This window comes from Paenibacillus sp. JMULE4, assembly GCF_013337105.1.
Classification (GTDB): Bacteria; Bacillota; Bacilli; order Paenibacillales; family NBRC-103111; genus Paenibacillus_G; species Paenibacillus_G naphthalenovorans.
The window spans coordinates 1-26,838 of sequence record NZ_SGWF01000004.1 but is presented as its reverse complement, the minus strand read 5'-3'; the positions used below and the strand labels follow the sequence as shown (position 1 = coordinate 26,838).

Here is a 26,838-nt window from a genome sequence, read left to right as displayed (position 1 = left end):
AAATTATTGGGACTATGTAATTTGAACAGAAAGAGATCATTGGTCTGAATAGCTTTAAATGATTGTCTACCACCCGGCTGCCAAAAATTCAGTTCATCCGGCTGTTCGTTAGCCAAATATTGAAACCAGTTATGATCCGTAACACCGATATAGAATTTCATATATCTTCACTCCGAAAAACGCAGCTTTAATAGTCCATTAGATTTATTCCACAATCCAACTGGAAACTCCTTCTTTCGACACCATGCTTTCACTATTATATAGCACTCCATTGACATTATTCTGTCAGCGAGTATATGTTCGCATAAAAAACCTCCGCCGCGTGTTGGGGATGTTTTATCCAAACAATTGCTTCGTCTTCTTTGCAGCATCTTTCAAAGCTGCTCGTTCCCCGGTACGCATCACGAAACCTTTTTGTAACTGTCGCGTCTAATATTCATCACGATTAAAGGAGCGAATCAATTTGTTAGTCACTTGCTTTTACGATAATGGATGCGATATGGGCTATATTTATTTGAAGCCACCGGAGGACGATGAGTTTGATGACTATGAGCGGAGCAGAAACGAAATTAGCAAGTACATAGACCCCGATCAAATTAACATTCCTTATGTGGTAGATGCACAAGTGGCTTCTAATCTTGATCAGATGGTCGTTGCCGCGAATACCTTTAAAGTAGACTATGAAAAAGGCTATGATACCGAGTATGGCAACGATATGGACGAGGAAGGGCACATTATTGGGATCGAATTAACGCTTAAACATGAAACATTTATCGAGCTTGTCAAAAATCAAGCTTTTAAGGTAATCCGAATAGAGTGGCGGAATAGAGAGTATCATCTGGTAACTTTCGACTACTCAGAGAATGTATTCAAACCGGAGAATGTCATTTATAAATTGACCGATAATGAAGATGCGTTTGTAATTGTGCAGCTTGTAAAACCGGAGAAGCTTGGATATCAGTACACAGATGAAATAGATCAGAAGCGCCCAATCGCTTTGTTCAAAGCTTTAATTTCAGCGAGAGATGATATTTATCCATTGGAATATTTATTGAAGCCACAATTTCTCTTACATAAAGACGAAGGATATCTCCTCGTTGAGGACAGAATATGGTGTGCTGCTCCCGACAAAAATCTTTGGAATTCCATCTCATCAGAACAACGTAGAAGCTTACTGGATAGCATTAGTTGTGAACAATGCTCGGCAAACATTGTTACACTGGACTGTACAGTTGATATGAAATCAAAAAATAGTTTTATTGCAAGACTGTATTGCAACCGATGCAAGCATCGATTTATAAAAGTTGTGGAATGGGGGTAAATATTTTGTAAACAAGCGTATGTTCGCATGAAAAAACCTCCGCCGCGTGTGGGGAGGTTGCTACGTCATTTGCTGATTAATTTTTCTATTTGTTCCTTTACCTTAAGAAATACTTCGGATTTCAAATGCCCGAATTTTCTAATGACGATCCGATTCGAGAAGGTGTAAATCTTATCCGCTCGGATTAATGAATCCACTTTTAATTGTCCCTCATCGAGATCATTTGCAGTAACATAAATCGAATAATCTTTATCCGTCACATTTGAAGTGATTGCTGCTACGACAATGTCTTGGTGCATTCCGTTATAAATTGTATTGGATAAAACGAGAACAGGACGTTGCTTCGTTGCCATTAAATCGGTATATGGAAAAGGGATAAGCAAAATATCACCTTGTTTATACATCGTTCCAAACCTCATCATCAACAGGATTATCCCAGAAGTCCATGCTGGTCATGCTTGCTTGTTCGAGATTCATTAATGCCTCACGTTCGCGCTTCATGTTCAAATAACCGATAAAATCAAGCACTTCTGCAGCTTCTTGTTCGGTAATACGATCAATCATGCGTTTCAATTCTTCGCGGTTCATACTCATGGATCACACCACCTTTTTCGTCCTGAAACCATTATAACACAAGTTCAGGAGATTTCAGACTTAAGCGATTCATTCCTCCCGATATATCCTTACCACGCACTCCACATGTGTTGTGCTGGGAATAGGAATGCACTTTCCCCCTTTCACTTCGCATGGACTTTTTTTGCTTATGCATCTTGCTTTGGATGCTGTTATGAAAGCCGGTTTTATAGACGAAGGTCAATTTGTACGGCTCGGGACTACCTTGATCGGGGTTCTCCCCAATAATCACTTTATCGACAATGCTTTCGAATACGTTCCGGTCGAATGCGGTCAGAAGCTCATTCGTTTGAAGCACTTTGCGAAAATGTTCAAGCCGTTTTCCCAAGTCAATTTCATCTTGCGCGGATTGCTCTAACTGTTCCTTTTCTTCGAGCAATTTAGTAAGCGAAGTATCGAGCTCCGCATACTTCTGTTCGTAAGTAGCCCTGTCTATTTTCTCATCCAGGCACAAATCAATCAGTTTGCAACGTTTTTGCTCCGTAGCCTGAATATCGCTGATAATTTTGTTCAGTCGCTTTTGATTATTCTGGTCGCTAAACACGGACTCCATTCTTTTCATAAGCTCGTCTAGCACATCCGAATTGTTGCGGCACACCAATTTGTACGATTCGACAAAAGCACCCTCAATCAGCTTTTCCTCCAAGGCTTTACTGAGAGAGCAGTATTTCTTCCCTTTTTTCGTGGCTGTCACACACTGCCAAATCACCTTTTCATGCGGGGTTCCGCTGTGCCAGTTCCGCCGCGAGAGATTGCTTCCGCAGAAAGCACATTCCAACTTGCTGCTGAAAGCAAATTTCCTGCTGTACTTGTCCCGCTTGCCTTTTGCGCCGCGGCGGCGATTCTCGCCTCTTCGATGCAATATGTCCTGCGCCTTTTCAAAAACTTCCTCGCTGACAATCGGCTCATGATGATTTTTGACATAAAACTGATCTTCCTCGCCGTAATTGTCCAATCTTCTCTTGGAAATGGGATCGACGGTAAATGTCTTTCCTTGCAACAAATCGCCTTTGTACTTCTCATTCTTTATGATACGAAGAACGGTTGTGTCCTGCCATTCGACTCTTCCGTACTTGGTTTTATGTCCCGCCTCAGTCAGTTCCTTTGCAATAACGTAAGCGCCGATTCCCGATGAGTATCGTTCAAAAATATAGCGGACGATTTCGGCTTCTTCTTGATTAACGGTTATCTGTTTCGTATTCACATCGTAATCGTATCCCAGACAACTTTGAAAGCCCACCAGTTCGCCGCGCTTCATTTTCATTTTCAAACCTTTTTTCACGTTGGCGGAGATATTCTCCACTTCCTGCTGCGCTACGGAGCTTAGAATGACAAGCAACAATTCGCCGTCCATCGTCAGCGTATTGATATTTTCGTCTTCAAAAAATACGGCGATGTTCTTTTCCTTCAACATTCGGACGTATTTCAACGTATCCAGCGTGTTTCTTGCAAACCTGGAGATAGACTTTGTGATGATCATATCAATTTTCCCATCCATACAATCGTTAATCATGCGCTGAAAATCCTCGCGCTTCGTTACCTGTGTCCCGGTTATGGCTTCGTCCGCATAAATATCGACAAGCATCCAGTCGCTGCGCTTGCTTACGAGATCGGTATAATATGCGACTTGCGATTTGTAGCTGTTCAATTGCTCCTCAGTGTCGGTACTTACGCGGGCATAAGGGGCGACGCGAAGAACATCCGATAACTTTCCGGCGTTGCGATCCGATATTTTCCGACTTGCTTTAATCACTTCCACTTCAAGAGCCATGGTGTTGTCCTCCATTCTTATTTACTCGCCATCAGTTTAATAAGAGATGGGCGAACCGACAAATGTGCGAATCAAGAAGTAAGGTCCGAAATGATGCCGTAATCCCGCATCGTTTTGTTCTTTATCAAATGAAATTCGTTTTCGGTAATCAAAGATAAAGCCAGTAACTGTCTTATCATAGCTATTTGCATGCTGTACCGGATGAGTTTATGGTTCATAATAACCTCCCATTAATCCATCAAAGCTGAAAATCAGAGATGCGCAACGAACATAACCGTATGTGCGCATCTCTGTTTTCGCCTCTGTTTTGGTTGCTTCTCTCAAATATCCTATCCGGCGGACAGTGGTTAGCCGTCCTCATAGGCTTCAAACCTCTTCCAGGATCGCTGCAAGCCGCCCCCATTGCGCTGAACTGTGGCTGGACGGAAGTATCATTATCCCTCCGCATGGGTCTTCGCCATAAATAGCACCACCATTTTTCATTGCATGGGCAAAATCGCTCGCAGTTTACCGCTTCTGATTTCAGGGCATGTAGAAACAAGAACCGGCAAAATGGTCATGGCGCGCCTGCAATCTGGCTTTCCTTTCAGGTCATGCGGGGAACGTACCGGATAAGATTTTATTCAGTTTTCAAGGATCAATGAGGGGTTGAATATAATGCTCCCATAGGTTGAGACACGGGAGAGTGATAAATAAGTTATAATGAAGCTATGGAAAAACGGAACCGATATACCTCAGAGTTTAAGACAAAAGTTGTGCTGGAGGTCCTCCGGGAGGAGCAGACCGTCAACGAGATTGCTGCCAAGTACGAAGTAAGCCCGGTTATGGTTAGCCGATGGAAAGCTGAATTTCTTGAGCGTGCTTCTGTCGTCTTTGAGAAGAAGACAAGTGAAGTCGACAAACTGAAGAAAGAGTACGAGAGCAAGCAAGAGCATCTAGAGAAGCTGGTTGGCCAACTCACGGTAGAGGTCGACTGGCTGAAAAAAAACTACGGCGGCATGAATAACATACATGTTATTTGAGCCATTGGTTTTCTAAATTTTTAAGATAATTTTGTGGATCGCGTTTAAACCGTTTGCGCATAACACTATCGCTCAACCGGTTATTCCATTTTTCTTTCTGTTTCTTGTAGCTTGTGTAGTCGACCATCCTTAAACGGGCGATTAGGTTTTCCTGTTTAAGTCCATCATCAACGAGCACAACCATCTCACCATTCCGTAAGATGTATTCGTTCCAGTTGCGTAGCCCGGTCATCCGACGGTGTCGTGTCTTCGTAGCTCGGAAGAAGCGTTCCAGATCGTTGTTCGTTCTTGGCACATGATAATGATCGTAGCAAGTGAAGAGTCCCTTCCAGAATCCCTTGCTGTAACTAAGGAGATTGTTAACCATTTCCAGATCATTCTCTTCGGTATAGGAAAGCCGAACCCAATCCAACAGCTTTGTCATTTCCCATTCAACTGTCTTGCTTGTCTTATCCATGCTGGGTTCAAGGATTTCTGCAATGTGACGGATTGGCTTCATCCAGCGAGCGACTTTCTCGTATTGTTGCTGAAGGGAATCGACTTTACTAAATATTCTGAAAACGTTTTGAAGTAGGGTGGCCCCCTTTTTTATCCAAGCATTTTTGAAGGGACGCTTGAATGGCTTGGGCCTGTTCATAGATACGCATACCGGGTAAATCTAATGGAGGATTTCCGTCTTCCAAGAGCAATGCACGTACGGCAGCAACGTAACCCTTCGCGATGCTTGCTTCTTGTGAATCCGACTGTTCGATTTTCCGCTCGACTTCACGAATGCCGCGCATGCTTTTCTTGAGCTCGGTCTTTAACTTTCGATCGACATCAACAACCGGTTTCGCGATGTCTTTTAAATAATGGTACTGGCAATATTGATAAGGCACATCGGGCAAAAGCGTCTCCATCGCTAGACGAATGGATTGCTGTCCATCACTAACAATACCGACGATCGGATAGCCTTGCTCGATGATCGGTTGGATGAGCGTTTGTAACTCGGCAGATGAACCACTTTTCATGTTTTTTGCTATTAAGACAGTACCGCTGAATACTTCACGAATTACATAAAGTGTCTCATTGCCTTTCTCTGGCTGGACGCCATCCATAGACAAGATAATACCGCCGTTTTGTTCTGTGACTTCAGCCAGCACTTTCTTCGTATGTTCAGTAAGACTAGCAGCAAGCAATGTTTGATACCGTTCATACAGATTTTGTGCGCTCCGTTCGGATGTCTGAACACCTCTCGCGTTCAATTCATCCGCAATCTCCTTGCGGGTCATATGCCGTTTGAAGCGAAGTTCACCAACTAGGCAAACAACGTCGAAGCCGTAAGGAGAATGCTTCATGCTTATTGCTTCTGCTTCCGCCGATTTGTAGTATACACCTGGCTTCGGGCAATCTGGATTTTCGCAATGGTAGGCCATGCTCCAAACGTGAACGACTTCTTTCAATGTGGCGATTTTCTTATTCCATGCTGTATGTGAACGACGTAATTTCTGTTGGCAGTGAGGACAATTCTTATGTTCAGGTCTAAAGTATATTCTCCGTTGTGGACGCAGACGGTTTTTGGAAAGCAATGCGGGTCAACTCCTTTGGAAATTTTGACCGTAATTACTTCGACAAACCGTTAGGAAGATCCTGTTAGTTATTCATGCCGCCGTAGAAAAAAAATCTGGCCTCAAATGAACCGCTCGAAGTTCGAAAAGCCATGGTGGAGCGTGATAACAATGAAATTACCATTAAGCGCCAGGCCGATCTGCTGAACGTGAACAGGACAAGCGTTTATCGCCCTAGTCAAGAGAAAAGCGAAAGCGAAGAGAATGTACAGATCATGCACCAGATCGATGAAATCTATATGAAACACCCTTACTTTGGTTATCGGCGGATGACCCGATTCCTTCGAGATCGAGGCTTTGAGGTGAATCGTAAGCGCGTACGGCGTCTCATGCAGCACATGGGGCTTGAAGCGTGTATTTGTCAACTGAAAATCCGGCCACATAATCATTTAATTTCCGGCCACGCGGCATAAAATAAAAGCTACGCCAACTGCTGTTTTTGCAACCACTCCTTTGTTTCTTTCATGCGATATGAATTTCCGTTCATGTTGACGATGTAAGACTGATGCGTCAGCCGGTCAATCATCGCAGCGGTCATCACCGGATCTTGAAAAATCTCACCCCATCGTTCAAAGGACAGATTGGTCGTAATGATCGTCGATTTACGTCCAGCCCGAAGTGACAGATGGGTAAACAATAATTCAGACCCTTCTTTATCAAACGAGATGTAACCCATCTCATCAGCTATGACCAGATCATACTTCTCGAAACGGTTCTGGAATGCACGTAGAGTCTGTTCCGACCGGCATTCCCTGATCCGGTTCACGAGCAGGGGGACGGTTGTAAACCATACTTTGTAACCCTCCAGGCAAGCTTTCAGACCTAACCCGATGCTAATGTGCGTTTTTCCAGTCCCTGGGTTTCCGGACAGAATTACGTTGCGCCCTTCTCGGATAAAATCTAGCGTTTTCAACAGTTTTAACTTCTTCTGTGCATCTTCCGGCAAGTCCCCGACAACCAAATCTTCGAGATATTTTTTGTGCGTAAATTCCGCCAACCGTATTCGGTTGTACCGGGACGCTTCCCGACGGGCATCGCATTCCTTTTCGAGAAGTTGCGTCAGAAATTCTTCGTAACTGGCGTCCCGTTGAGTCGCTTCCTGAATTTGCTCTTCCAAATGCTTACGAATCATCGGGAGCCGCAATTCTTTGCTGTATTCCAGAATCATTTCCTTCAACGCCTTGCGCGGCGAGTGGCTCATGCAGCGCCCTCCTTCGTTTCTGTCGGCCTAGTATCAAACAATTCATCGTACATGCGCAAATGCTCAACTGATCGCTCCGCAATCTCTTGGCCGGTTTCCGAATGTGTCGTCCGAACCACCGGCGCCAGATCTCGGTTTTTGGCACATAGCACTTTAATTTTATCCGTGGTTACATGGGCTGGGTGGATCCACTCCAATTCCTGAATAGCTTGCTCGATCTCCGCGAAACTGGCATCATCTCGAATATATTGCAATAGTTGTACAAATTCCTTGTTGCGTCTGGTATAATACCTTTCGTAGATTGTTTTTATCTTTTTGGGAGCCTGTTGCCACGCCGCGCTACCGGCGAATGCACCAGGTTTTTTCTTTAGCGTATCTAAATAATGGTTCAAGTCCAGCCGCCACTCATGGCTGCCGGTACACCGTACATGCTCCGCTACTTTCGTTTCTTGGTGAAAACAAAGCACTCGGGTCGAGTACACCTTGATCATGATCGATTCTCCAACCAGATGATCTGGTACGGAGTAACGATTTTGGTCCACCATAATCGTCGCGTATTTATCCGCCCGCCCGTAAAGTACACGGGCTGCGTCAAACGGGGGCGGGGAAGGCAAAAGGGTGGGGCGTTCTTCTTCCAGTCGTTCCTTCGCCGTCTGGCCGTTATTCTCGGTTTGCGGCTTTTGGTTGCGCTGAGTGCACACCTCCTGTAAATATTGGTTCGCTTCTTCAAGCGATTCAAATTCGTGCCGGAAGGCGAAGGCTTTCCGACGCACGACTTCTACGCTGCGTTCCACATGTCCTTTCTCATTGCCGCTGCGAATATTGCAAAACCGGAATTGAAAGCCGTAATAAAGCGACAGTTGGAGTAATCCTTGTGTCGGCTCCTTATCCGTTCCGACGAACCGTTTCACCGCGACTTTCATGTTGTCATACACCATGGTTCGATACACACCGCCGATATGCTGAAAGAACAGGGCATGTGCTTCTTGGAAGCATTCCGTCGTTTGCTTGGTGAACAGGTATGCAAAACGGTAATTCCCATATGCGGATGTGAAGACTGCCATCTGAAAAGTTTGAAACTTTCCATTAATTTTGAGCTTCACTTCACCCCAATCGAATTCGCAAATGTCCCCAAGCTCATACAGTGCCTTTATGTATGCTTCCTTTGGTTTTCGTTCCAAACTACGAACCGTCCGAAGAACAGTACTATAGCTGATTTGGATACCTTCGGCTTCTAGTGCCTCGAAGATATCTACCGCCTTCTTTTGCTGTTTGCGTTGCCCTTGGCTTCGCTTTACTTCGTTCTCATCCAGATGAGCCTGAATCTTAGCTGTCATTTCGTCGGTCAGTTTTCGTTTGGGTCGAATTCCGACTGTATACTTGGGCGCGGTAGTGAGGGCATCAATCAGTGCTTGGATATCCACCGAGTTGTTCCCCTCAGCTAGTAGCTGTTGTCTCCTTTCCTCATATTGCCTGATGTACTTCCCAACCGTCTCCCGATGGATCCCTGTCAATCTTGCAATCTCCCGGCGCGACCTCCCCTCATGAATATGCATCATTAATATTTGTTGCATCGTGTTCATCGCGATCATTCTCTCCCAGCCCCTACTTGTTGATTTTCTCTCCAAGTAGGTTTATCGGTTGTGGCCGGTTTTTCAATGATTTTGCTGGCCTGTTTTTAAGTTACCATAGACAGAAGCGATCTATCCGAAGCCGAACTTGAGCAAGCGATTCCACGCAAAATATGTTCGCCCCTACTTGCTTCGGGGCTTAACCATTAACCGGCCGAATCAGGTCTGGGGAATCGACATCACCTATCTCCGGATGGGGAAAGGCTTCATGTATCTGTTCAATATCATCGATTGGTATCGGTTTAAACCCGTAACTTTAGAGTCTTACACCCTTATTCACACGATTGCGTAATTTCTCATTGATTTACGTCGTTGTCGCTCGTTGTCGCCCTTGACATGGAGCCTCCAGCGGGCATGATTTTTCGCGATAGGGCGATGCGGATAACACATGCATCGCGAGGCTAACAAGCCTATCATGCCCGCCCCTCCATGTAAAGGGCTTTATCCATCATACCTTAATCACAAGCGGTTTTACGGCTTGCTGATGCATAGCTTGATGAAATTCCTGCGGGGATAGATCATACAAACTTCCATGGATCCGCCGCTGATTATAAAACAAGAGATAGTCAGATACGATACGGTATGCATCCTGATAACTCTCAAATTCATGCCTGGAGAGACACTCTTGTTCTAAAATGGCATGAAATGCTTCGATATGCGCATTTTTATTCGGCGTTTTCGGAGGAATACGTTCATGTTCTACACAATACTCCAGGCATGCTTCTTCAAAAGCATGGCTGATAAATTGCGGGCCGTTATCGGTACGAACCACGGGCAGCTGATCTTTCTCAAAGAGCCGCCGTTTCCATAACGCTCTCTGCAGGATTTGCGCAGCATGCTTCCCTTCACAAGAGAGGCCCATGTGGTAGTCGATAATCGATCGGTCGTAGACGTCAATCAGGCTGAGCAAGAAAAAGAAACGCTGCTCTGCTGCAATATAGCCGTATTTCACGTCCATCTCCCAAAGCTGATTCGAAGCGCAAATCTCACGGTTGTTCGCCAGCTTTCGGGGATATTGGATTCGCTTCCGGCGTTGTGGCTGCAGGATGCCCAGTTCCTGACACAGCCGGTATACTTTTTTCTTGTTAATGATCAGCCCATACTGTCGTTTCAGGCATACGGTTAATTTACGGTAACCGTAAGTCGCTTCTTCCCCGGCAATAAGCTCCATCAGCCATTCCTTGATCTGCTCATCGCTGACGGGACGCCGCTTATGATCCAAGGAAAAGCCGGGAATCGGCCGTCCGCCGTTATACACTCGCTCTTGCTTGAAGTGTTTCTTCCGGTAATAGTACGTCGCTTCACTGACGCCGACGATTCGCAGCACCACTGCAGCTTTATAACCCCGCGCAATCCATTTGTCGGCGATCTCTATTTTGTCCGATAGGCGGGGTTCACCTTTTTTACGAGATCACGAAGAATCGCAATCTCCAAATCCTTCTCGCCCAACAGCTTTTTCAATTTGTCGTTTTCCTGCTCTAACGCTTGAAACTCTTTGGATGATGGAGTGTAGGCTGCAACTTTTTTGGATTCTGGTGATGCGTTTTTCCAGTTTGCATGCTTCGATTGACGAATCCAACGAGCGAGCATTTTCCCGTCTATTCCATGTCGTCTTGCAACTTGGCTGGCATTGCCTGCTTCTAAGGCTTCTTGGATGAGCTGTTGTTTAAATTCAATGCTGTAACTCTTGCGCTGCATCTTTGATCCCTCCACTTTTGTTAATTCATATTGTAGTGGATAAGGAGAAAAGACTCAAAGGTAAATATGGGGCTTTAGAGGTATAGCCGCAAAGTGATCGACTACGAGCTATCCAGTACGCTTGAGAAAGGCTTTGTTTTGAGGTGTCTCAAGCGCGCATTTAGCCGCTGTAAGCCCGAGATCATGAACAGCGATCAGGGCTCCCACTTTACCAACGCTGAATACCTTGAGCTACTGGAGAAAGAAGGCGTCAAGGTATCGATGGATGGTAAGGGGCGTGCGACGGATAACAGCCGCACAGAGCGATATTTCCGCTCGCTCAAATACGAATGCATCTTCTTGAATGAATACGAAGACCCTCGCGCGCTGCGCAAAGGGATAGTTCGCTATGTCCAATTCTATAACCAAGAACGCCCTCATCAATCTCTCAATGAAGCAAAGCCCGATCAATTTTACGCGCATTCTATTGAAAAAACCGCATCCTAATTTACTAGATTACGAGAATGGAGGACATAACTTAATCCTCAAAAAATCGTGTCTTGACAATGGGGAGCATTACAGAATAGTGTCCCTCTAATATTCATTTCATTTTCAATGCAAAATCGGACCTTGGTTGCAAAACTATCGATCAGATCGGAGAGCGTTTTCTAAGAAAAAGGCGAGGGGGCTAAGGAAAACGAGACACGAGGATACGTTCTTTTGATGCCAGACGTGAAAGGGGTATTGCTACTCTGTCGAGATAAATAGGCACAGACTTTATTGGTTTAATGCATTACCGCCGTTCAGTAGCGTTAGACTCTTTACGCTGTGGTCGAGTCTGACTCACAAGCGCTTACGTTAATGGCGGTATTACGTCACCGACGAAGCACATAAGTTGTAAGTGCTGACAATTCTCCTGAACAAGCTAAATCCCCGGAACGATTATTATAACCCCCTGTGTCAGAATAGTTGTCGTACCCCTCAATTGAAAGTATAGTGAGGATAACAAGGACGAGGTGGGAGACAATGAACCAAGTGAATCAGGAATTGAAGCAGAGAGTCGTGCAACGAATGATGCCACCGAATAATGAATCGGTCAGCCAGTTAGCCAAAGAGTACGGGATATCTGAAACAGCGCTGTATAAGTGGAAGAAAGCGGCGAAGGCCCAAGGAACGATCATGCCGACAGGTGCACAATCTACAGAGCGATGGAGCACTCGAGATAAGTTTGCCATCGTGGTAGAAACAGCAGCATTAAGTGAGATTGAGTTGGCGGAATACTGTCGTGCCAAAGGGCTGTACGTCGAGCAAGTGGAAGCCTGGCGCGATGCTTGTATGAACGCCAATGGCGGGATCGCCGAGCAAGCGAGCAAGCTGCAAAAGGATCTCCGAACGAAAGAACAAGAAGTAAAGGCCCTAAGCCGCGAGCTTCAACGAAAGGAAGCGGCATTGGCCGAAACCGCAGCCTTACTGGTGTTGCGAAAAAAGGCCCAGGCGATCTGGGGGGACCAAGGGGACGAATGATCAGTGCCCCGGATCGTCAGCTAGCTGTATCACTGATTGAAGAAGCTGTTCAGGCCGGTGCAAGGGAACACCTCGCCTGTAAGGAGCTTGGACTGACCCAGAGAACCCTGCAGCGTTGGCGTCAGCATAAGATTAGCGAAGATAGGCGTCCTTATGCCAAGCGTCCTGAGCCCGTCCATAAGCTCAGCGAGGAAGAAGAACAACAGATTCTGGACGTCATCCATCAGCCTGAGTTTAAGAGCCTCCCCCCGAGTCAAATCGTTCCCGCCCTTGCCGATCAGGGAACCTATATTGCTTCGGAGTCTAGTTTTTATCGTGTGATGCACAAACACAAACAACAGCAACATCGTGGAAGAAGCAAGAAAAGAACCACCAAGCCGCTGACAAGCCACTGTGCTACTGGAGCTAACCAAGTCTGGATGTGGGATATTACGTGGATGCCAGGGCCCGTTAAAGGTCTGTTCTTCTACCTCTACCTGGTGCTAGATTTATATAGTCGCAAAATTGTCGGTTGGGAGATTTGGGAAGAAGAATCGGCCGAGCATGCGAGTCAGTTAATACGCAGAACGGTGCTTAGCGAGCAGTGTGTCATTCGCCAGCAGCCCCTTGTGCTGCACTCGGACAATGGCAGTCCGATGAAGGGGGCAACCTTATTGGAAACGCTATATAGCTTAGGCATCACGCCTTCCAGAAGTCGGCCCCGAGTCAGCAATGACAATCCCTATGCGGAGTCCATCTTCCGGACGTGCAAATACCGTCCAGAATACCCGGAGCAAGGGTTTAAAGACCGCACCGAGGCCCGTGAATGGGTGCTGCGTTTTGTACGATGGTACAACCACGAGCATCGCCACAGCGGGCTCAATTTCCTCACGCCCAGCCAGAGGCATAAAGGACAGGAGGAACAAGTATTTGAGAAGCGACGGCAGGTTTATGAAGCTGCGAAAGCCCTGCATCCAGGTCGCTGGTCAGGGGATACACGGGATTGGAGTCTAAAAGAAGAAGTATGGCTTAATCCGGAAAAAGCGACGCTTATTAAGCTGTCGCTTTTCCGGATTAAGCCATACTTCTTCTTTTAGACTCCAATCCCGTGTATCCCCTGACCAGCGACCTGGATGCAGGGCTTTCGCAGCTTCATAAACCTGCCGTCGCTTCTCAAATACTTGTTCCTCTGTCCTTTATGCCTCTGGCTGGGCGTGAGGAAATTGAGCCCGCTGTGGCGATGCTCGTGGTTGTACCATCGTACAAAACGCAGCACCCATTCACGGGCCTCGGTGCGGTCTTTAAACCCTTGCTCCGGGTATTCTGGACGGTATTTGCACGTCCGGAAGATGGACTCCGCATAGGGATTGTCATTGCTGACTCGGGGCCGACTTCTGGAAGGCGTGATGCCTAAGCTATATAGCGTTTCCAATAAGGTTGCCCCCTTCATCGGACTGCCATTGTCCGAGTGCAGCACAAGGGGCTGCTGGCGAATGACACACTGCTCGCTAAGCACCGTTCTGCGTATTAACTGACTCGCATGCTCGGCCGATTCTTCTTCCCAAATCTCCCAACCGACAATTTTGCGACTATATAAATCTAGCACCAGGTAGAGGTAGAAGAACAGACCTTTAACGGGCCCTGGCATCCACGTAATATCCCACATCCAGACTTGGTTAGCTCCAGTAGCACAGTGGCTTGTCAGCGGCTTGGTGGTTCTTTTCTTGCTTCTTCCACGATGTTGCTGTTGTTTGTGTTTGTGCATCACACGATAAAAACTAGACTCCGAAGCAATATAGGTTCCCTGATCGGCAAGGGCGGGAACGATTTGACTCGGGGGGAGGCTCTTAAACTCAGGCTGATGGATGACGTCCAGAATCTGTTGTTCTTCTTCCTCGCTGAGCTTATGGACGGGCTCAGGACGCTTGGCATAAGGACGCCTATCTTCGCTAATCTTATGCTGACGCCAACGCTGCAGGGTTCTCTGGGTCAGTCCAAGCTCCTTACAGGCGAGGTGTTCCCTTGCACCGGCCTGAACAGCTTCTTCAATCAGTGATACAGCTAGCTGACGATCCGGGGCACTGATCATTCGTCCCCTTGGTCCCCCCAGATCGCCTGGGCCTTTTTTCGCAACACCAGTAAGGCTGCGGTTTCGGCCAATGCCGCTTCCTTTCGTTGAAGCTCGCGGCTTAGGGCCTTTACTTCTTGTTCTTTCGTTCGGAGATCCTTTTGCAGCTTGCTCGCTTGCTCGGCGATCCCGCCATTGGCGTTCATACAAGCATCGCGCCAGGCTTCCACTTGCTCGACGTACAGCCCTTTGGCACGACAGTATTCCGCCAACTCAATCTCACTTAATGCTGCTGTTTCTACCACGATGGCAAACTTATCTCGAGTGCTCCATCGCTCTGTAGATTGTGCACCTGTCGGCATGATCGTTCCTTGGGCCTTCGCCGCTTTCTTCCACTTATACAGCGCTGTTTCAGATATCCCGTACTCTTTGGCTAACTGGCTGACCGATTCATTATTCGGTGGCATCATTCGTTGCACGACTCTCTGCTTCAATTCCTGATTCACTTGGTTCATTGTCTCCCACCTCGTCCTTGTTATCCTCACTATACTTTCAATTGAGGGGTACGACAACTATTCTGACACAGGGGGTTATAATAATCGTTCCGGGGATTTAGCTTGTTCAGGAGAATTGTCAGCACTTACAACTTATGTGCTTCGTCGGTGACGTAATACCGCCATTAACGTAAGCGCTTGTGAGTCAGACTCGACCACAGCGTAAAGAGTCTAACGCTACTGAACGGCGGTAATGCATTAAACCAATAAAGTCTGTGCCTATTTATCTCGACAGAGTAGCAATACCCCTTTCACGTCTGGCATCAAAAGAACGTATCCTCGTGTCTCGTTTTCCTTAGCCCCCTCGCCTTTTTCTTAGAAAACGCTCTCCGATCTGATCGATAGTTTTGCAACCAAGGTCCGATTTTGCATTGAAAATGAAATGAATATTAGAGGGACACTATTCTGTAATGCTCCCCATTGTCAAGACACGATTTTTTGAGGATTAAGTTATGTCCTCCATTCTCGTAATCTAGTAAATTAGGATGCGGTTTTTTCAATAGAATGCGCGTAAAATTGATCGGGCTTTGCTTCATTGAGAGATTGATGAGGGCGTTCTTGGTTATAGAATTGGACATAGCGAACTATCCCTTTGCGCAGCGCGCGAGGGTCTTCGTATTCATTCAAGAAGATGCATTCGTATTTGAGCGAGCGGAAATATCGCTCTGTGCGGCTGTTATCCGTCGCACGCCCCTTACCATCCATCGATACCTTGACGCCTTCTTTCTCCAGTAGCTCAAGGTATTCAGCGTTGGTAAAGTGGGAGCCCTGATCGCTGTTCATGATCTCGGGCTTACAGCGGCTAAATGCGCGCTTGAGACACCTCAAAACAAAGCCTTTCTCAAGCGTACTGGATAGCTCGTAGTCGATCACTTTGCGGCTATACCTCTAAAGCCCCATATTTACCTTTGAGTCTTTTCTCCTTATCCACTACAATATGAATTAACAAAAGTGGAGGGATCAAAGATGCAGCGCAAGAGTTACAGCATTGAATTTAAACAACAGCTCATCCAAGAAGCCTTAGAAGCAGGCAATGCCAGCCAAGTTGCAAGACGACATGGAATAGACGGGAAAATGCTCGCTCGTTGGATTCGTCAATCGAAGCATGCAAACTGGAAAAACGCATCACCAGAATCCAAAAAAGTTGCAGCCTACACTCCATCATCCAAAGAGTTTCAAGCGTTAGAGCAGGAAAACGACAAATTGAAAAAGCTGTTGGGCGAGAAGGATTTGGAGATTGCGATTCTTCGTGATCTCGTAAAAAAGGTGAACCCCGCCTATCGGACAAAATAGAGATCGCCGACAAATGGATTGCGCGGGGTTATAAAGCTGCAGTGGTGCTGCGAATCGTCGGCGTCAGTGAAGCGACGTACTATTACCGGAAGAAACACTTCAAGCAAGAGCGAGTGTATAACGGCGGACGGCCGATTCCCGGCTTTTCCTTGGATCATAAGCGGCGTCCCGTCAGCGATGAGCAGATCAAGGAATGGCTGATGGAGCTTATTGCCGGGGAAGAAGCGACTTACGGTTACCGTAAATTAACCGTATGCCTGAAACGACAGTATGGGCTGATCATTAACAAGAAAAAAGTATACCGGCTGTGTCAGGAACTGGGCATCCTGCAGCCACAACGCCGGAAGCGAATCCAATATCCCCGAAAGCTGGCGAACAACCGTGAGATTTGCGCTTCGAATCAGCTTTGGGAGATGGACGTGAAATACGGCTATATTGCAGCAGAGCAGCGTTTCTTTTTCTTGCTCAGCCTGATTGACGTCTACGACCGATCGATTATCGACTACCACATGGGCCTCTCTTGTGAAGGGAAGCATGCTGCGCAAATCCTGCAGAGAGCGTTATGGAAACGGCGGCTCTTTGAGAAAGATCAGCTGCCCGTGGTTCGTACCGATAACGGCCCGCAATTTATCAGCCATGCTTTTGAAGAAGCATGCCTGGAGTATTGTGTAGAACATGAACGTATTCCTCCGAAAACGCCGAATAAAAATGCGCATATCGAAGCATTTCATGCCATTTTAGAACAAGAGTGTCTCTCCAGGCATGAATTTGAGAGTTATCAGGATGCATACCGTATCGTATCTGACTATCTCTTGTTTTATAATCAGCGGCGGATCCATGGAAGTTTGTATGATCTATCCCCGCAGGAATTTCATCAAGCTATGCATCAGCAAGCCGTAAAACCGCTTGTGATTAAGGTATGATGGATAAAGCCCTTTACATGGAGGGGCGGGCATGATAGGCTTGTTAGCCTCGCGATGCATGTGTTATCCGCATCGCCCTATCGCGAAAAATCATGCCCGCTGGAGGCTCCATGTCAAGGGCGACAACGAGCGACAACGACGTAAATCAATGAGAAATTACGCAATCGTGTGAATAAGGGTGTAAGACTCTAAAGTTACGGGTTTAAACCGATACCAATCGATGATATTGAACAGATACATGAAGCCTTTCCCCATCCGGAGATAGGTGATGTCGATTCCCCAGACCTGATTCGGCCGGTTAATGGTTAAGCCCCGAAGCAAGTAGGGGCGAACATATTTTGCGTGGAATCGCTTGCTCAAGTTCGGCTTCGGATAGATCGCTTCTGTCTATGGTAACTTAAAAACAGGCCAGCAAAATCATTGAAAAACCGGCCACAACCGATAAACCTACTTGGAGAGAAAATCAACAAGTAGGGGCTGGGAGAGAATGATCGCGATGAACACGATGCAACAAATATTAATGATGCATATTCATGAGGGGAGGTCGCGCCGGGAGATTGCAAGATTGACAGGGATCCATCGGGAGACGGTTGGGAAGTACATCAGGCAATATGAGGAAAGGAGACAACAGCTACTAGCTGAGGGGAACAACTCGGTGGATATCCAAGCACTGATTGATGCCCTCACTACCGCGCCCAAGTATACAGTCGGAATTCGACCCAAACGAAAACTGACCGACGAAATGACAGCTAAGATTCAGGCTCATCTGGATGAGAACGAAGTAAAGCGAAGCCAAGGGCAACGCAAACAGCAAAAGAAGGCGGTAGATATCTTCGAGGCACTAGAAGCCGAAGGTATCCAAATCAGCTATAGTACTGTTCTTCGGACGGTTCGTAGTTTGGAACGAAAACCAAAGGAAGCATACATAAAGGCACTGTATGAGCTTGGGGACATTTGCGAATTCGATTGGGGTGAAGTGAAGCTCAAAATTAATGGAAAGTTTCAAACTTTTCAGATGGCAGTCTTCACATCCGCATATGGGAATTACCGTTTTGCATACCTGTTCACCAAGCAAACGACGGAATGCTTCCAAGAAGCACATGCCCTGTTCTTTCAGCATATCGGCGGTGTGTATCGAACCATGGTGTATGACAACATGAAAGTCGCGGTGAAACGGTTCGTCGGAACGGATAAGGAGCCGACACAAGGATTACTCCAACTGTCGCTTTATTACGGCTTTCAATTCCGGTTTTGCAATATTCGCAGCGGCAATGAGAAAGGACATGTGGAACGCAGCGTAGAAGTCGTGCGTCGGAAAGCCTTCGCCTTCCGGCACGAATTTGAATCGCTTGAAGAAGCGAACCAATATTTACAGGAGGTGTGCACTCAGCGCAACCAAAAGCCGCAAACCGAGAATAACGGCCAGACGGCGAAGGAACGACTGGAAGAAGAACGCCCCACCCTTTTGCCTTCCCCGCCCCCGTTTGACGCAGCCCGTGTACTTTACGGGCGGGCGGATAAATACGCGACGATTATGGTGGACCAAAATCGTTACTCCGTACCAGATCATCTGGTTGGAGAATCGATCATGATCAAGGTGTACTCGACCCGAGTGCTTTGTTTTCACCAAGAAACGAAAGTAGCGGAGCATGTACGGTGTACCGGCAGCCATGAGTGGCGGCTGGACTTGAACCATTATTTAGATACGCTAAAGAAAAAACCTGGTGCATTCGCCGGTAGCGCGGCGTGGCAACAGGCTCCCAAAAAGATAAAAACAATCTACGAAAGGTATTATACCAGACGCAACAAGGAATTTGTACAACTATTGCAATATATTCGAGATGATGCCAGTTTCGCGGAGATCGAGCAAGCTATTCAGGAATTGGAGTGGATCCACCCAGCCCATGTAACCACGGATAAAATTAAAGTGCTATGTGCCAAAAACCGAGATCTGGCGCCGGTGGTTCGGACGACACATTCGGAAACCGGCCAAGAGATTGCGGAGCGATCAGTTGAGCATTTGCGCATGTACGATGAATTGTTTGATACTAGGCCGACAGAAACGAAGGAGGGCGCTGCATGAGCCACTCGCCGCGCAAGGCGTTGAAGGAAATGATTCTGGAATACAGCAAAGAATTGCGGCTCCCGATGATTCGTAAGCATTTGGAAGAGCAAATTCAGGAAGCGACTCAACGGGACGCCAGTTACGAAGAATTTCTGACGCAACTTCTCGAAAAGGAATGCGATGCCCGTCGGGAAGCGTCCCGGTACAACCGAATACGGTTGGCGGAATTTACGCACAAAAAATATCTCGAAGATTTGGTTGTCGGGGACTTGCCGGAAGATGCACAGAAGAAGTTAAAACTGTTGAAAACGCTAGATTTTATCCGAGAAGGGCGCAACGTAATTCTGTCCGGAAACCCAGGGACTGGAAAAACGCACATTAGCATCGGGTTAGGTCTGAAAGCTTGCCTGGAGGGTTACAAAGTATGGTTTACAACCGTCCCCCTGCTCGTGAACCGGATCAGGGAATGCCGGTCGGAACAGACTCTACGTGCATTCCAGAACCGTTTCGAGAAGTATGATCTGGTCATAGCTGATGAGATGGGTTACATCTCGTTTGATAAAGAAGGGTCTGAATTATTGTTTACCCATCTGTCACTTCGGGCTGGACGTAAATCGACGATCATTACGACCAATCTGTCCTTTGAACGATGGGGTGAGATTTTTCAAGATCCGGTGATGACCGCTGCGATGATTGACCGGCTGACGCATCAGTCTTACATCGTCAACATGAACGGAAATTCATATCGCATGAAAGAAACAAAGGAGTGGTTGCAAAAACAGCAGTTGGCGTAGCTTTATTTTTATGCCGCGTGGCCGGAAATTAAATGATTATGTGGCCGGATTTTCAGTTGACAAATACACGCTTCAAGCCCCATGTGCTGCATGAGACGCCGTACGCGCTTACGATTCACCTCAAAGCCTCGATCTCGAAGGAATCGGGTCATCCGCCGATAACCAAAGTAAGGGTGTTTCATATAGATTTCATCGATCTGGTGCATGATCTGTACATTCTCTTCGCTTTCGCTTTTCTCTTGACTAGGGCGATAAACGCTTGTCCTGTTCACGTTCAGCAGATCGGCCTGGCGCTTAATGGTAATTTCATTGTTATCACGCTCCACCATGGCTTTTCGAACTTCGAGCGGTTCATTTGAGGCCAGATTTTTTTTCTACGGCGGCATGAATAACTAACAGGATCTTCCTAACGGTTTGTCGAAGTAATTACGGTCAAAATTTCCAAAGGAGTTGACCCGCATTGCTTTCCAAAAACCGTCTGCGTCCACAACGGAGAATATACTTTAGACCTGAACATAAGAATTGTCCTCACTGCCAACAGAAATTACGTCGTTCACATACAGCATGGAATAAGAAAATCGCCACATTGAAAGAAGTCGTTCACGTTTGGAGCATGGCCTACCATTGCGAAAATCCAGATTGCCCGAAGCCAGGTGTATACTACAAATCGGCGGAAGCAGAAGCAATAAGCATGAAGCATTCTCCTTACGGCTTCGACGTTGTTTGCCTAGTTGGTGAACTTCGCTTCAAACGGCATATGACCCGCAAGGAGATTGCGGATGAATTGAACGCGAGAGGTGTTCAGACATCCGAACGGAGCGCACAAAATCTGTATGAACGGTATCAAACATTGCTTGCTGCTAGTCTTACTGAACATACGAAGAAAGTGCTGGCTGAAGTCACAGAACAAAACGGCGGTATTATCTTGTCTATGGATGGCGTCCAGCCAGAGAAAGGCAATGAGACACTTTATGTAATTCGTGAAGTATTCAGCGGTACTGTCTTAATAGCAAAAAACATGAAAAGTGGTTCATCTGCCGAGTTACAAACGCTCATCCAACCGATCATCGAGCAAGGCTATCCGATCGTCGGTATTGTTAGTGATGGACAGCAATCCATTCGTCTAGCGATGGAGACGCTTTTGCCCGATGTGCCTTATCAATATTGCCAGTACCATTATTTAAAAGACATCGCGAAACCGGTTGTTGATGTCGATCGAAAGTTAAAGACCGAGCTCAAGAAAAGCATGCGCGGCATTCGTGAAGTCGAGCGGAAAATCGAACAGTCGGATTCACAAGAAGCAAGCATCGCGAAGGGTTACGTTGCTGCCGTACGTGCATTGCTCTTGGAAGACGGAAATCCTCCATTAGATTTACCCGGTATGCGTATCTATGAACAGGCCCAAGCCATTCAAGCGTCCCTTCAAAAATGCTTGGATAAAAAAGGGGGCCACCCTACTTCAAAACGTTTTCAGAATATTTAGTAAAGTCGATTCCCTTCAGCAACAATACGAGAAAGTCGCTCGCTGGATGAAGCCAATCCGTCACATTGCAGAAATCCTTGAACCCAGCATGGATAAGACAAGCAAGACAGTTGAATGGGAAATGACAAAGCTGTTGGATTGGGTTCGGCTTTCCTATACCGAAGAGAATGATCTGGAAATGGTTAACAATCTCCTTAGTTACAGCAAGGGATTCTGGAAGGGACTCTTCACTTGCTACGATCATTATCATGTGCCAAGAACGAACAACGATCTGGAACGCTTCTTCCGAGCTACGAAGACACGACACCGTCGGATGACCGGGCTACGCAACTGGAACGAATACATCTTACGGAATGGTGAGATGGTTGTGCTCGTTGATGATGGACTTAAACAGGAAAACCTAATCGCCCGTTTAAGGATGGTCGACTACACAAGCTACAAGAAACAGAAAGAAAAATGGAATAACCGGTTGAGCGATAGTGTTATGCGCAAACGGTTTAAACGCGATCCACAAAATTATCTTAAAAATTTAGAAAACCAATGGCTCAAATAACATGTATGTTATTCATGCCGCCGTAGTTTTTTTTCAGCCAGTCGACCTCTACCGTGAGTTGGCCAACCAGCTTCTCTAGATGCTCTTGCTTGCTCTCGTACTCTTTCTTCAGTTTGTCGACTTCACTTGTCTTCTTCTCAAAGACGACAGAAGCACGCTCAAGAAATTCAGCTTTCCATCGGCTAACCATAACCGGGCTTACTTCGTACTTGGCAGCAATCTCGTTGACGGTCTGCTCCTCCCGGAGGACCTCCAGCACAACTTTTGTCTTAAACTCTGAGGTATATCGGTTCCGTTTTTCCATAGCTTCATTATAACTTATTTATCACTCTCCCGTGTCTCAACCTATGGGAGCATTATATTCAACCCCTCATTGATCCTTGAAAACTGAATAAAATCTTATCCGGTACGTTCCCCGCATGACCTGAAAGGAAAGCCAGATTGCAGGCGCGCCATGACCATTTTGCCGGTTCTTGTTTCTACATGCCCTGAAATCAGAAGCGGTAAACTGCGAGCGATTTTGCCCATGCAATGAAAAATGGTGGTGCTATTTATGGCGAAGACCCATGCGGAGGGATAATGATACTTCCGTCCAGCCACAGTTCAGCGCAATGGGGGCGGCTTGCAGCGATCCTGGAAGAGGTTTGAAGCCTATGAGGACGGCTAACCACTGTCCGCCGGATAGGATATTTGAGAGAAGCAACCAAAACAGAGGCGAAAACAGAGATGCGCACATACGGTTATGTTCGTTGCGCATCTCTGATTTTCAGCTTTGATGGATTAATGGGAGGTTATTATGAACCATAAACTCATCCGGTACAGCATGCAAATAGCTATGATAAGACAGTTACTGGCTTTATCTTTGATTACCGAAAACGAATTTCATTTGATAAAGAACAAAACGATGCGGGATTACGGCATCATTTCGGACCTTACTTCTTGATTCGCACATTTGTCGGTTCGCCCATCTCTTATTAAACTGATGGCGAGTAAATAAGAATGGAGGACAACACCATGGCTCTTGAAGTGGAAGTGATTAAAGCAAGTCGGAAAATATCGGATCGCAACGCCGGAAAGTTATCGGATGTTCTTCGCGTCGCCCCTTATGCCCGCGTAAGTACCGACACTGAGGAGCAATTGAACAGCTACAAATCGCAAGTCGCATATTATACCGATCTCGTAAGCAAGCGCAGCGACTGGATGCTTGTCGATATTTATGCGGACGAAGCCATAACCGGGACACAGGTAACGAAGCGCGAGGATTTTCAGCGCATGATTAACGATTGTATGGATGGGAAAATTGATATGATCATCACAAAGTCTATCTCCAGGTTTGCAAGAAACACGCTGGATACGTTGAAATACGTCCGAATGTTGAAGGAAAAGAACATCGCCGTATTTTTTGAAGACGAAAATATCAATACGCTGACGATGGACGGCGAATTGTTGCTTGTCATTCTAAGCTCCGTAGCGCAGCAGGAAGTGGAGAATATCTCCGCCAACGTGAAAAAAGGTTTGAAAATGAAAATGAAGCGCGGCGAACTGGTGGGCTTTCAAAGTTGTCTGGGATACGATTACGATGTGAATACGAAACAGATAACCGTTAATCAAGAAGAAGCCGAAATCGTCCGCTATATTTTTGAACGATACTCATCGGGAATCGGCGCTTACGTTATTGCAAAGGAACTGACTGAGGCGGGACATAAAACCAAGTACGGAAGAGTCGAATGGCAGGACACAACCGTTCTTCGTATCATAAAGAATGAGAAGTACAAAGGCGATTTGTTGCAAGGAAAGACATTTACCGTCGATCCCATTTCCAAGAGAAGATTGGACAATTACGGCGAGGAAGATCAGTTTTATGTCAAAAATCATCATGAGCCGATTGTCAGCGAGGAAGTTTTTGAAAAGGCGCAGGACATATTGCATCGAAGAGGCGAGAATCGCCGCCGCGGCGCAAAAGGCAAGCGGGACAAGTACAGCAGGAAATTTGCTTTCAGCAGCAAGTTGGAATGTGCTTTCTGCGGAAGCAATCTCTCGCGGCGGAACTGGCACAGCGGAACCCCGCATGAAAAGGTGATTTGGCAGTGTGTGACAGCCACGAAAAAAGGGAAGAAATACTGCTCTCTCAGTAAAGCCTTGGAGGAAAAGCTGATTGAGGGTGCTTTTGTCGAATCGTACAAATTGGTGTGCCGCAACAATTCGGATGTGCTAGACGAGCTTATGAAAAGAATGGAGTCCGTGTTTAGCGACCAGAATAATCAAAAGCGACTGAACAAAATTATCAGCGATATTCAGGCTACGGAGCAAAAACGTTGCAAACTGATTGATTTGTGCCTGGATGAGAAAATAGACAGGGCTACTTACGAACAGAAGTATGCGGAGCTCGATACTTCGCTTACTAAATTGCTCGAAGAAAAGGAACAGTTAGAGCAATCCGCGCAAGATGAAATTGACTTGGGAAAACGGCTTGAACATTTTCGCAAAGTGCTTCAAACGAATGAGCTTCTGACCGCATTCGACCGGAACGTATTCGAAAGCATTGTCGATAAAGTGATTATTGGGGAGAACCCCGATCAAGGTAGTCCCGAGCCGTACAAATTGACCTTCGTCTATAAAACCGGCTTTCATAACAGCATCCAAAGCAAGATGCATAAGCAAAAAAAGTCCATGCGAAGTGAAAGGGGGAAAGTGCATTCCTATTCCCAGCACAACACATGTGGAGTGCGTGGTAAGGATATATCGGGAGGAATGAATCGCTTAAGTCTGAAATCTCCTGAACTTGTGTTATAATGGTTTCAGGACGAAAAAGGTGGTGTGATCCATGAGTATGAACCGCGAAGAATTGAAACGCATGATTGATCGTATTACCGAACAAGAAGCTGCAGAAGTGCTTGATTTTATCGGTTATTTGAACATGAAGCGCGAACGTGAGGCATTAATGAATCTCGAACAAGCAAGCATGACCAGCATGGACTTCTGGGATAATCCTGTTGATGATGAGGTTTGGAACGATGTATAAACAAGGTGATATTTTGCTTATCCCTTTTCCATATACCGATTTAATGGCAACGAAGCAACGTCCTGTTCTCGTTTTATCCAATACAATTTATAACGGAATGCACCAAGACATTGTCGTAGCAGCAATCACTTCAAATGTGACGGATAAAGATTATTCGATTTATGTTACTGCAAATGATCTCGATGAGGGACAATTAAAAGTGGATTCATTAATCCGAGCGGATAAGATTTACACCTTCTCGAATCGGATCGTCATTAGAAAATTCGGGCATTTGAAATCCGAAGTATTTCTTAAGGTAAAGGAACAAATAGAAAAATTAATCAGCAAATGACGTAGCAACCTCCCCACACGCGGCGGAGGTTTTTTCATGCGAACATACGCTTGTTTACAAAATATTTACCCCCATTCCACAACTTTTATAAATCGATGCTTGCATCGGTTGCAATACAGTCTTGCAATAAAACTATTTTTTGATTTCATATCAACTGTACAGTCCAGTGTAACAATGTTTGCCGAGCATTGTTCACAACTAATGCTATCCAGTAAGCTTCTACGTTGTTCTGATGAGATGGAATTCCAAAGATTTTTGTCGGGAGCAGCACACCATATTCTGTCCTCAACGAGGAGATATCCTTCGTCTTTATGTAAGAGAAATTGTGGCTTCAATAAATATTCCAATGGATAAATATCATCTCTCGCTGAAATTAAAGCTTTGAACAAAGCGATTGGGCGCTTCTGATCTATTTCATCTGTGTACTGATATCCAAGCTTCTCCGGTTTTACAAGCTGCACAATTACAAACGCATCTTCATTATCGGTCAATTTATAAATGACATTCTCCGGTTTGAATACATTCTCTGAGTAGTCGAAAGTTACCAGATGATACTCTCTATTCCGCCACTCTATTCGGATTACCTTAAAAGCTTGATTTTTGACAAGCTCGATAAATGTTTCATGTTTAAGCGTTAATTCGATCCCAATAATGTGCCCTTCCTCGTCCATATCGTTGCCATACTCGGTATCATAGCCTTTTTCATAGTCTACTTTAAAGGTATTCGCGGCAACGACCATCTGATCAAGATTAGAAGCCACTTGTGCATCTACCACATAAGGAATGTTAATTTGATCGGGGTCTATGTACTTGCTAATTTCGTTTCTGCTCCGCTCATAGTCATCAAACTCATCGTCCTCCGGTGGCTTCAAATAAATATAGCCCATATCGCATCCATTATCGTAAAAGCAAGTGACTAACAAATTGATTCGCTCCTTTAATCGTGATGAATATTAGACGCGACAGTTACAAAAAGGTTTCGTGATGCGTACCGGGGAACGAGCAGCTTTGAAAGATGCTGCAAAGAAGACGAAGCAATTGTTTGGATAAAACATCCCCAACACGCGGCGGAGGTTTTTTATGCGAACATATACTCGCTGACAGAATAATGTCAATGGAGTGCTATATAATAGTGAAAGCATGGTGTCGAAAGAAGGAGTTTCCAGTTGGATTGTGGAATAAATCTAATGGACTATTAAAGCTGCGTTTTTCGGAGTGAAGATATATGAAATTCTATATCGGTGTTACGGATCATAACTGGTTTCAATATTTGGCTAACGAACAGCCGGATGAACTGAATTTTTGGCAGCCGGGTGGTAGACAATCATTTAAAGCTATTCAGACCAATGATCTCTTTCTGTTCAAATTACATAGTCCCAATAATTT

25 protein-coding genes and 5 pseudogenes are annotated in these 26,838 nt (G+C 45.9%); 15 read left to right on the top strand and 15 right to left on the bottom strand.

The window, feature by feature from the left end:
- Window positions 1-463: 463 nt before the first annotated feature.
- The gene (locus EXW96_RS01805) at window positions 464-1,321 is read left to right on the top strand and encodes a hypothetical protein (RefSeq protein WP_174349709.1); all 858 of its coding nucleotides are present in this window, start codon (window positions 464-466) and stop codon (window positions 1,319-1,321) included.
- 65 nt (window positions 1,322-1,386) lie between these two features.
- Here the strand turns inward: EXW96_RS01805 and EXW96_RS01800 are convergent, their stop codons facing one another.
- From EXW96_RS01800 to EXW96_RS01790, 3 genes are read right to left on the bottom strand one after another with little or no spacing between them, the layout of a single operon-like run.
- A complete protein-coding gene (locus EXW96_RS01800; protein WP_174349710.1) occupies window positions 1,387-1,725 on the bottom strand; it encodes a type II toxin-antitoxin system PemK/MazF family toxin in 339 nt (112 codons plus the stop codon).
- A complete protein-coding gene (locus tag EXW96_RS01795) occupies window positions 1,718-1,915 on the bottom strand; it encodes a DUF2281 domain-containing protein (protein WP_174349711.1) in 198 nt (65 codons plus the stop codon). Before EXW96_RS01795 ends, EXW96_RS01800 begins: the two co-directional genes overlap by 8 nt.
- A gap of 31 nt (window positions 1,916-1,946) precedes the next feature.
- Window positions 1,947-3,725: a recombinase family protein gene (locus EXW96_RS01790; protein WP_174349712.1), complete on the bottom strand. Its 1,779-nt coding sequence runs from the start codon at window positions 3,723-3,725 to the stop codon at window positions 1,947-1,949.
- Window positions 3,726-4,435: 710 nt separating this feature from the next.
- On the opposite strand from EXW96_RS01790, the gene EXW96_RS01785 reads away from it, so the two are divergent.
- A complete protein-coding gene (locus EXW96_RS01785; RefSeq protein ID WP_375256429.1) occupies window positions 4,436-4,747 on the top strand; it encodes a transposase in 312 nt (103 codons plus the stop codon).
- Here EXW96_RS01785 and EXW96_RS01780 read toward each other — a convergent pair.
- Window positions 4,740-5,246, bottom strand: coding sequence for a hypothetical protein (locus tag EXW96_RS01780; RefSeq protein WP_054820364.1), 507 nt, complete (start codon window positions 5,244-5,246; stop codon window positions 4,740-4,742). The two genes, EXW96_RS01785 and EXW96_RS01780, sit on opposite strands and share 8 nt — an antisense overlap.
- 46 nt (window positions 5,247-5,292) lie before the next feature.
- The gene (locus EXW96_RS01775; RefSeq protein WP_254611176.1) at window positions 5,293-6,162 is read right to left on the bottom strand and encodes a transposase; all 870 of its coding nucleotides are present in this window, start codon (window positions 6,160-6,162) and stop codon (window positions 5,293-5,295) included.
- A 284-nt stretch (window positions 6,163-6,446) separates the two neighbouring features.
- On the opposite strand from EXW96_RS01775, the gene EXW96_RS01770 reads away from it, so the two are divergent.
- Entirely contained in the window at window positions 6,447-6,767 is a 321-nt protein-coding gene (locus tag EXW96_RS01770; RefSeq protein ID WP_174349713.1) for an IS3 family transposase, read from the top strand.
- Between the two features lie 8 nt (window positions 6,768-6,775).
- Here the strand turns inward: EXW96_RS01770 and istB (EXW96_RS01765) are convergent, their stop codons facing one another.
- Together istB (EXW96_RS01765) and istA (EXW96_RS01760) are read right to left on the bottom strand one after the other, a co-directional pair.
- Window positions 6,776-7,555, bottom strand: a complete 780-nt coding sequence (gene istB, locus EXW96_RS01765; RefSeq protein WP_174349575.1) for an IS21-like element helper ATPase IstB — start codon at window positions 7,553-7,555, stop codon at window positions 6,776-6,778.
- On the bottom strand, window positions 7,552-9,147 hold the full coding sequence (gene istA, locus EXW96_RS01760) for an IS21 family transposase (RefSeq protein ID WP_155615814.1): 1,596 nt from the start codon (window positions 9,145-9,147) through the stop codon (window positions 7,552-7,554). The genes istB (EXW96_RS01765) and istA (EXW96_RS01760) overlap by 4 nt, the downstream gene beginning before the upstream one ends.
- Window positions 9,148-9,250: 103 nt before the next feature.
- Between istA (EXW96_RS01760) and EXW96_RS01755 the strand changes: the two are divergent.
- A pseudogene (locus tag EXW96_RS01755) lies at window positions 9,251-9,424 on the top strand (IS3 family transposase); the annotation flags it as partial.
- Between the two features lie 210 nt (window positions 9,425-9,634).
- On the opposite strand, the gene EXW96_RS01750 reads toward EXW96_RS01755, so the two are convergent.
- Both EXW96_RS01750 and EXW96_RS01745 read right to left on the bottom strand, forming a co-directional pair.
- Window positions 9,635-10,540, bottom strand: a complete 906-nt coding sequence (locus EXW96_RS01750; RefSeq protein WP_258313571.1) for an IS3 family transposase — start codon at window positions 10,538-10,540, stop codon at window positions 9,635-9,637.
- Between the two features lie 17 nt (window positions 10,541-10,557).
- Window positions 10,558-10,884 carry a transposase gene (locus EXW96_RS01745; RefSeq protein WP_141336823.1) on the bottom strand — a complete coding sequence of 109 codons (327 nt, stop codon included), beginning with the start codon at window positions 10,882-10,884 and terminating at the stop codon, window positions 10,558-10,560.
- 90 nt (window positions 10,885-10,974) lie between these two features.
- Here EXW96_RS01745 and EXW96_RS01740 point away from each other — a divergent pair.
- Window positions 10,975-11,370, top strand: a pseudogene (locus tag EXW96_RS01740) (transposase); the annotation flags it as partial.
- Between the two features lie 519 nt (window positions 11,371-11,889).
- Window positions 11,890-13,463 (top strand): IS3 family transposase gene (locus EXW96_RS01735; RefSeq protein WP_254611177.1). Its coding sequence is split into 2 segments (ribosomal slippage): window positions 11,890-12,355 and window positions 12,355-13,463, totalling 1,575 coding nucleotides; the frame shifts between segments, so codons are not numbered across the junction.
- Here the strand turns inward: EXW96_RS01735 and EXW96_RS01730 are convergent.
- Both EXW96_RS01730 and EXW96_RS01725 read right to left on the bottom strand, forming a co-directional pair.
- Window positions 13,377-14,949 (bottom strand): annotated as a pseudogene (locus EXW96_RS01730) (IS3 family transposase). The gene EXW96_RS01735 and the pseudogene EXW96_RS01730 overlap by 87 nt on opposite strands.
- Window positions 14,950-15,468: 519 nt before the next feature.
- Window positions 15,469-15,864 (bottom strand): annotated as a pseudogene (locus EXW96_RS01725) (transposase); the annotation flags it as partial.
- Window positions 15,865-15,954: 90 nt separating this feature from the next.
- Here EXW96_RS01725 and EXW96_RS01720 point away from each other — a divergent pair.
- The gene (locus tag EXW96_RS01720; RefSeq protein ID WP_141336823.1) at window positions 15,955-16,281 is read left to right on the top strand and encodes a transposase; all 327 of its coding nucleotides are present in this window, start codon (window positions 15,955-15,957) and stop codon (window positions 16,279-16,281) included.
- The gene (locus EXW96_RS01715) at window positions 16,278-17,204 is read left to right on the top strand and encodes an IS3 family transposase (protein WP_141336822.1); all 927 of its coding nucleotides are present in this window, start codon (window positions 16,278-16,280) and stop codon (window positions 17,202-17,204) included. Before EXW96_RS01720 ends, EXW96_RS01715 begins: the two co-directional genes overlap by 4 nt.
- Window positions 17,205-17,414: 210 nt before the next feature.
- Here the strand turns inward: EXW96_RS01715 and EXW96_RS01710 are convergent.
- Window positions 17,415-17,588, bottom strand: a pseudogene (locus EXW96_RS01710) (IS3 family transposase); the annotation flags it as partial.
- Window positions 17,589-17,691: 103 nt separating this feature from the next.
- Between EXW96_RS01710 and istA (EXW96_RS01705) the strand changes: the two are divergent.
- Window positions 17,692-19,287, top strand: coding sequence for an IS21 family transposase (gene istA / locus EXW96_RS01705; protein ID WP_155615814.1), 1,596 nt, complete (start codon window positions 17,692-17,694; stop codon window positions 19,285-19,287).
- Complete coding sequence (gene istB / locus EXW96_RS01700) at window positions 19,284-20,063, top strand: IS21-like element helper ATPase IstB (protein ID WP_174349575.1); 780 nt, start codon at window positions 19,284-19,286, stop codon at window positions 20,061-20,063. The genes istA (EXW96_RS01705) and istB (EXW96_RS01700) overlap by 4 nt, the downstream gene beginning before the upstream one ends.
- 8 nt (window positions 20,064-20,071) lie before the next feature.
- On the opposite strand, the gene EXW96_RS01695 is transcribed toward istB (EXW96_RS01700), so the two are convergent.
- Window positions 20,072-20,392: an IS3 family transposase gene (locus EXW96_RS01695; RefSeq protein ID WP_174349713.1), complete on the bottom strand. Its 321-nt coding sequence runs from the start codon at window positions 20,390-20,392 to the stop codon at window positions 20,072-20,074.
- 284 nt (window positions 20,393-20,676) lie between these two features.
- Between EXW96_RS01695 and EXW96_RS01690 the strand changes: the two genes are divergently transcribed.
- Window positions 20,677-21,546 carry a transposase gene (locus tag EXW96_RS01690; protein ID WP_254611176.1) on the top strand — a complete coding sequence of 290 codons (870 nt, stop codon included), beginning with the start codon at window positions 20,677-20,679 and terminating at the stop codon, window positions 21,544-21,546.
- Between the two features lie 46 nt (window positions 21,547-21,592).
- Window positions 21,593-22,099, top strand: a complete 507-nt coding sequence (locus EXW96_RS01685) for a hypothetical protein (RefSeq protein WP_054820364.1) — start codon at window positions 21,593-21,595, stop codon at window positions 22,097-22,099.
- Here the strand turns inward: EXW96_RS01685 and EXW96_RS01680 are convergent.
- Window positions 22,092-22,403, bottom strand: coding sequence for a transposase (locus tag EXW96_RS01680; RefSeq protein WP_375256429.1), 312 nt, complete (start codon window positions 22,401-22,403; stop codon window positions 22,092-22,094). The two genes, EXW96_RS01685 and EXW96_RS01680, sit on opposite strands and share 8 nt — an antisense overlap.
- A gap of 710 nt (window positions 22,404-23,113) precedes the next feature.
- Between EXW96_RS01680 and EXW96_RS01675 the strand changes: the two genes are divergently transcribed.
- The 3 genes from EXW96_RS01675 to EXW96_RS01665 are packed head-to-tail and all read left to right on the top strand — an operon-like array spanning window position 23,114 to window position 25,452.
- Window positions 23,114-24,892 carry a recombinase family protein gene (locus tag EXW96_RS01675; RefSeq protein WP_174349712.1) on the top strand — a complete coding sequence of 593 codons (1,779 nt, stop codon included), beginning with the start codon at window positions 23,114-23,116 and terminating at the stop codon, window positions 24,890-24,892.
- 31 nt (window positions 24,893-24,923) lie between these two features.
- Complete coding sequence (locus tag EXW96_RS01670) at window positions 24,924-25,121, top strand: DUF2281 domain-containing protein (RefSeq protein ID WP_174349711.1); 198 nt, start codon at window positions 24,924-24,926, stop codon at window positions 25,119-25,121.
- Complete coding sequence (locus EXW96_RS01665) at window positions 25,114-25,452, top strand: type II toxin-antitoxin system PemK/MazF family toxin (protein ID WP_174349710.1); 339 nt, start codon at window positions 25,114-25,116, stop codon at window positions 25,450-25,452. Before EXW96_RS01670 ends, EXW96_RS01665 begins: the two co-directional genes overlap by 8 nt.
- A 65-nt stretch (window positions 25,453-25,517) precedes the next feature.
- On the opposite strand, the gene EXW96_RS01660 is transcribed toward EXW96_RS01665, so the two are convergent.
- Window positions 25,518-26,375: a hypothetical protein gene (locus tag EXW96_RS01660; RefSeq protein ID WP_174349709.1), complete on the bottom strand. Its 858-nt coding sequence runs from the start codon at window positions 26,373-26,375 to the stop codon at window positions 25,518-25,520.
- Window positions 26,376-26,838 lie beyond the last annotated feature (463 nt).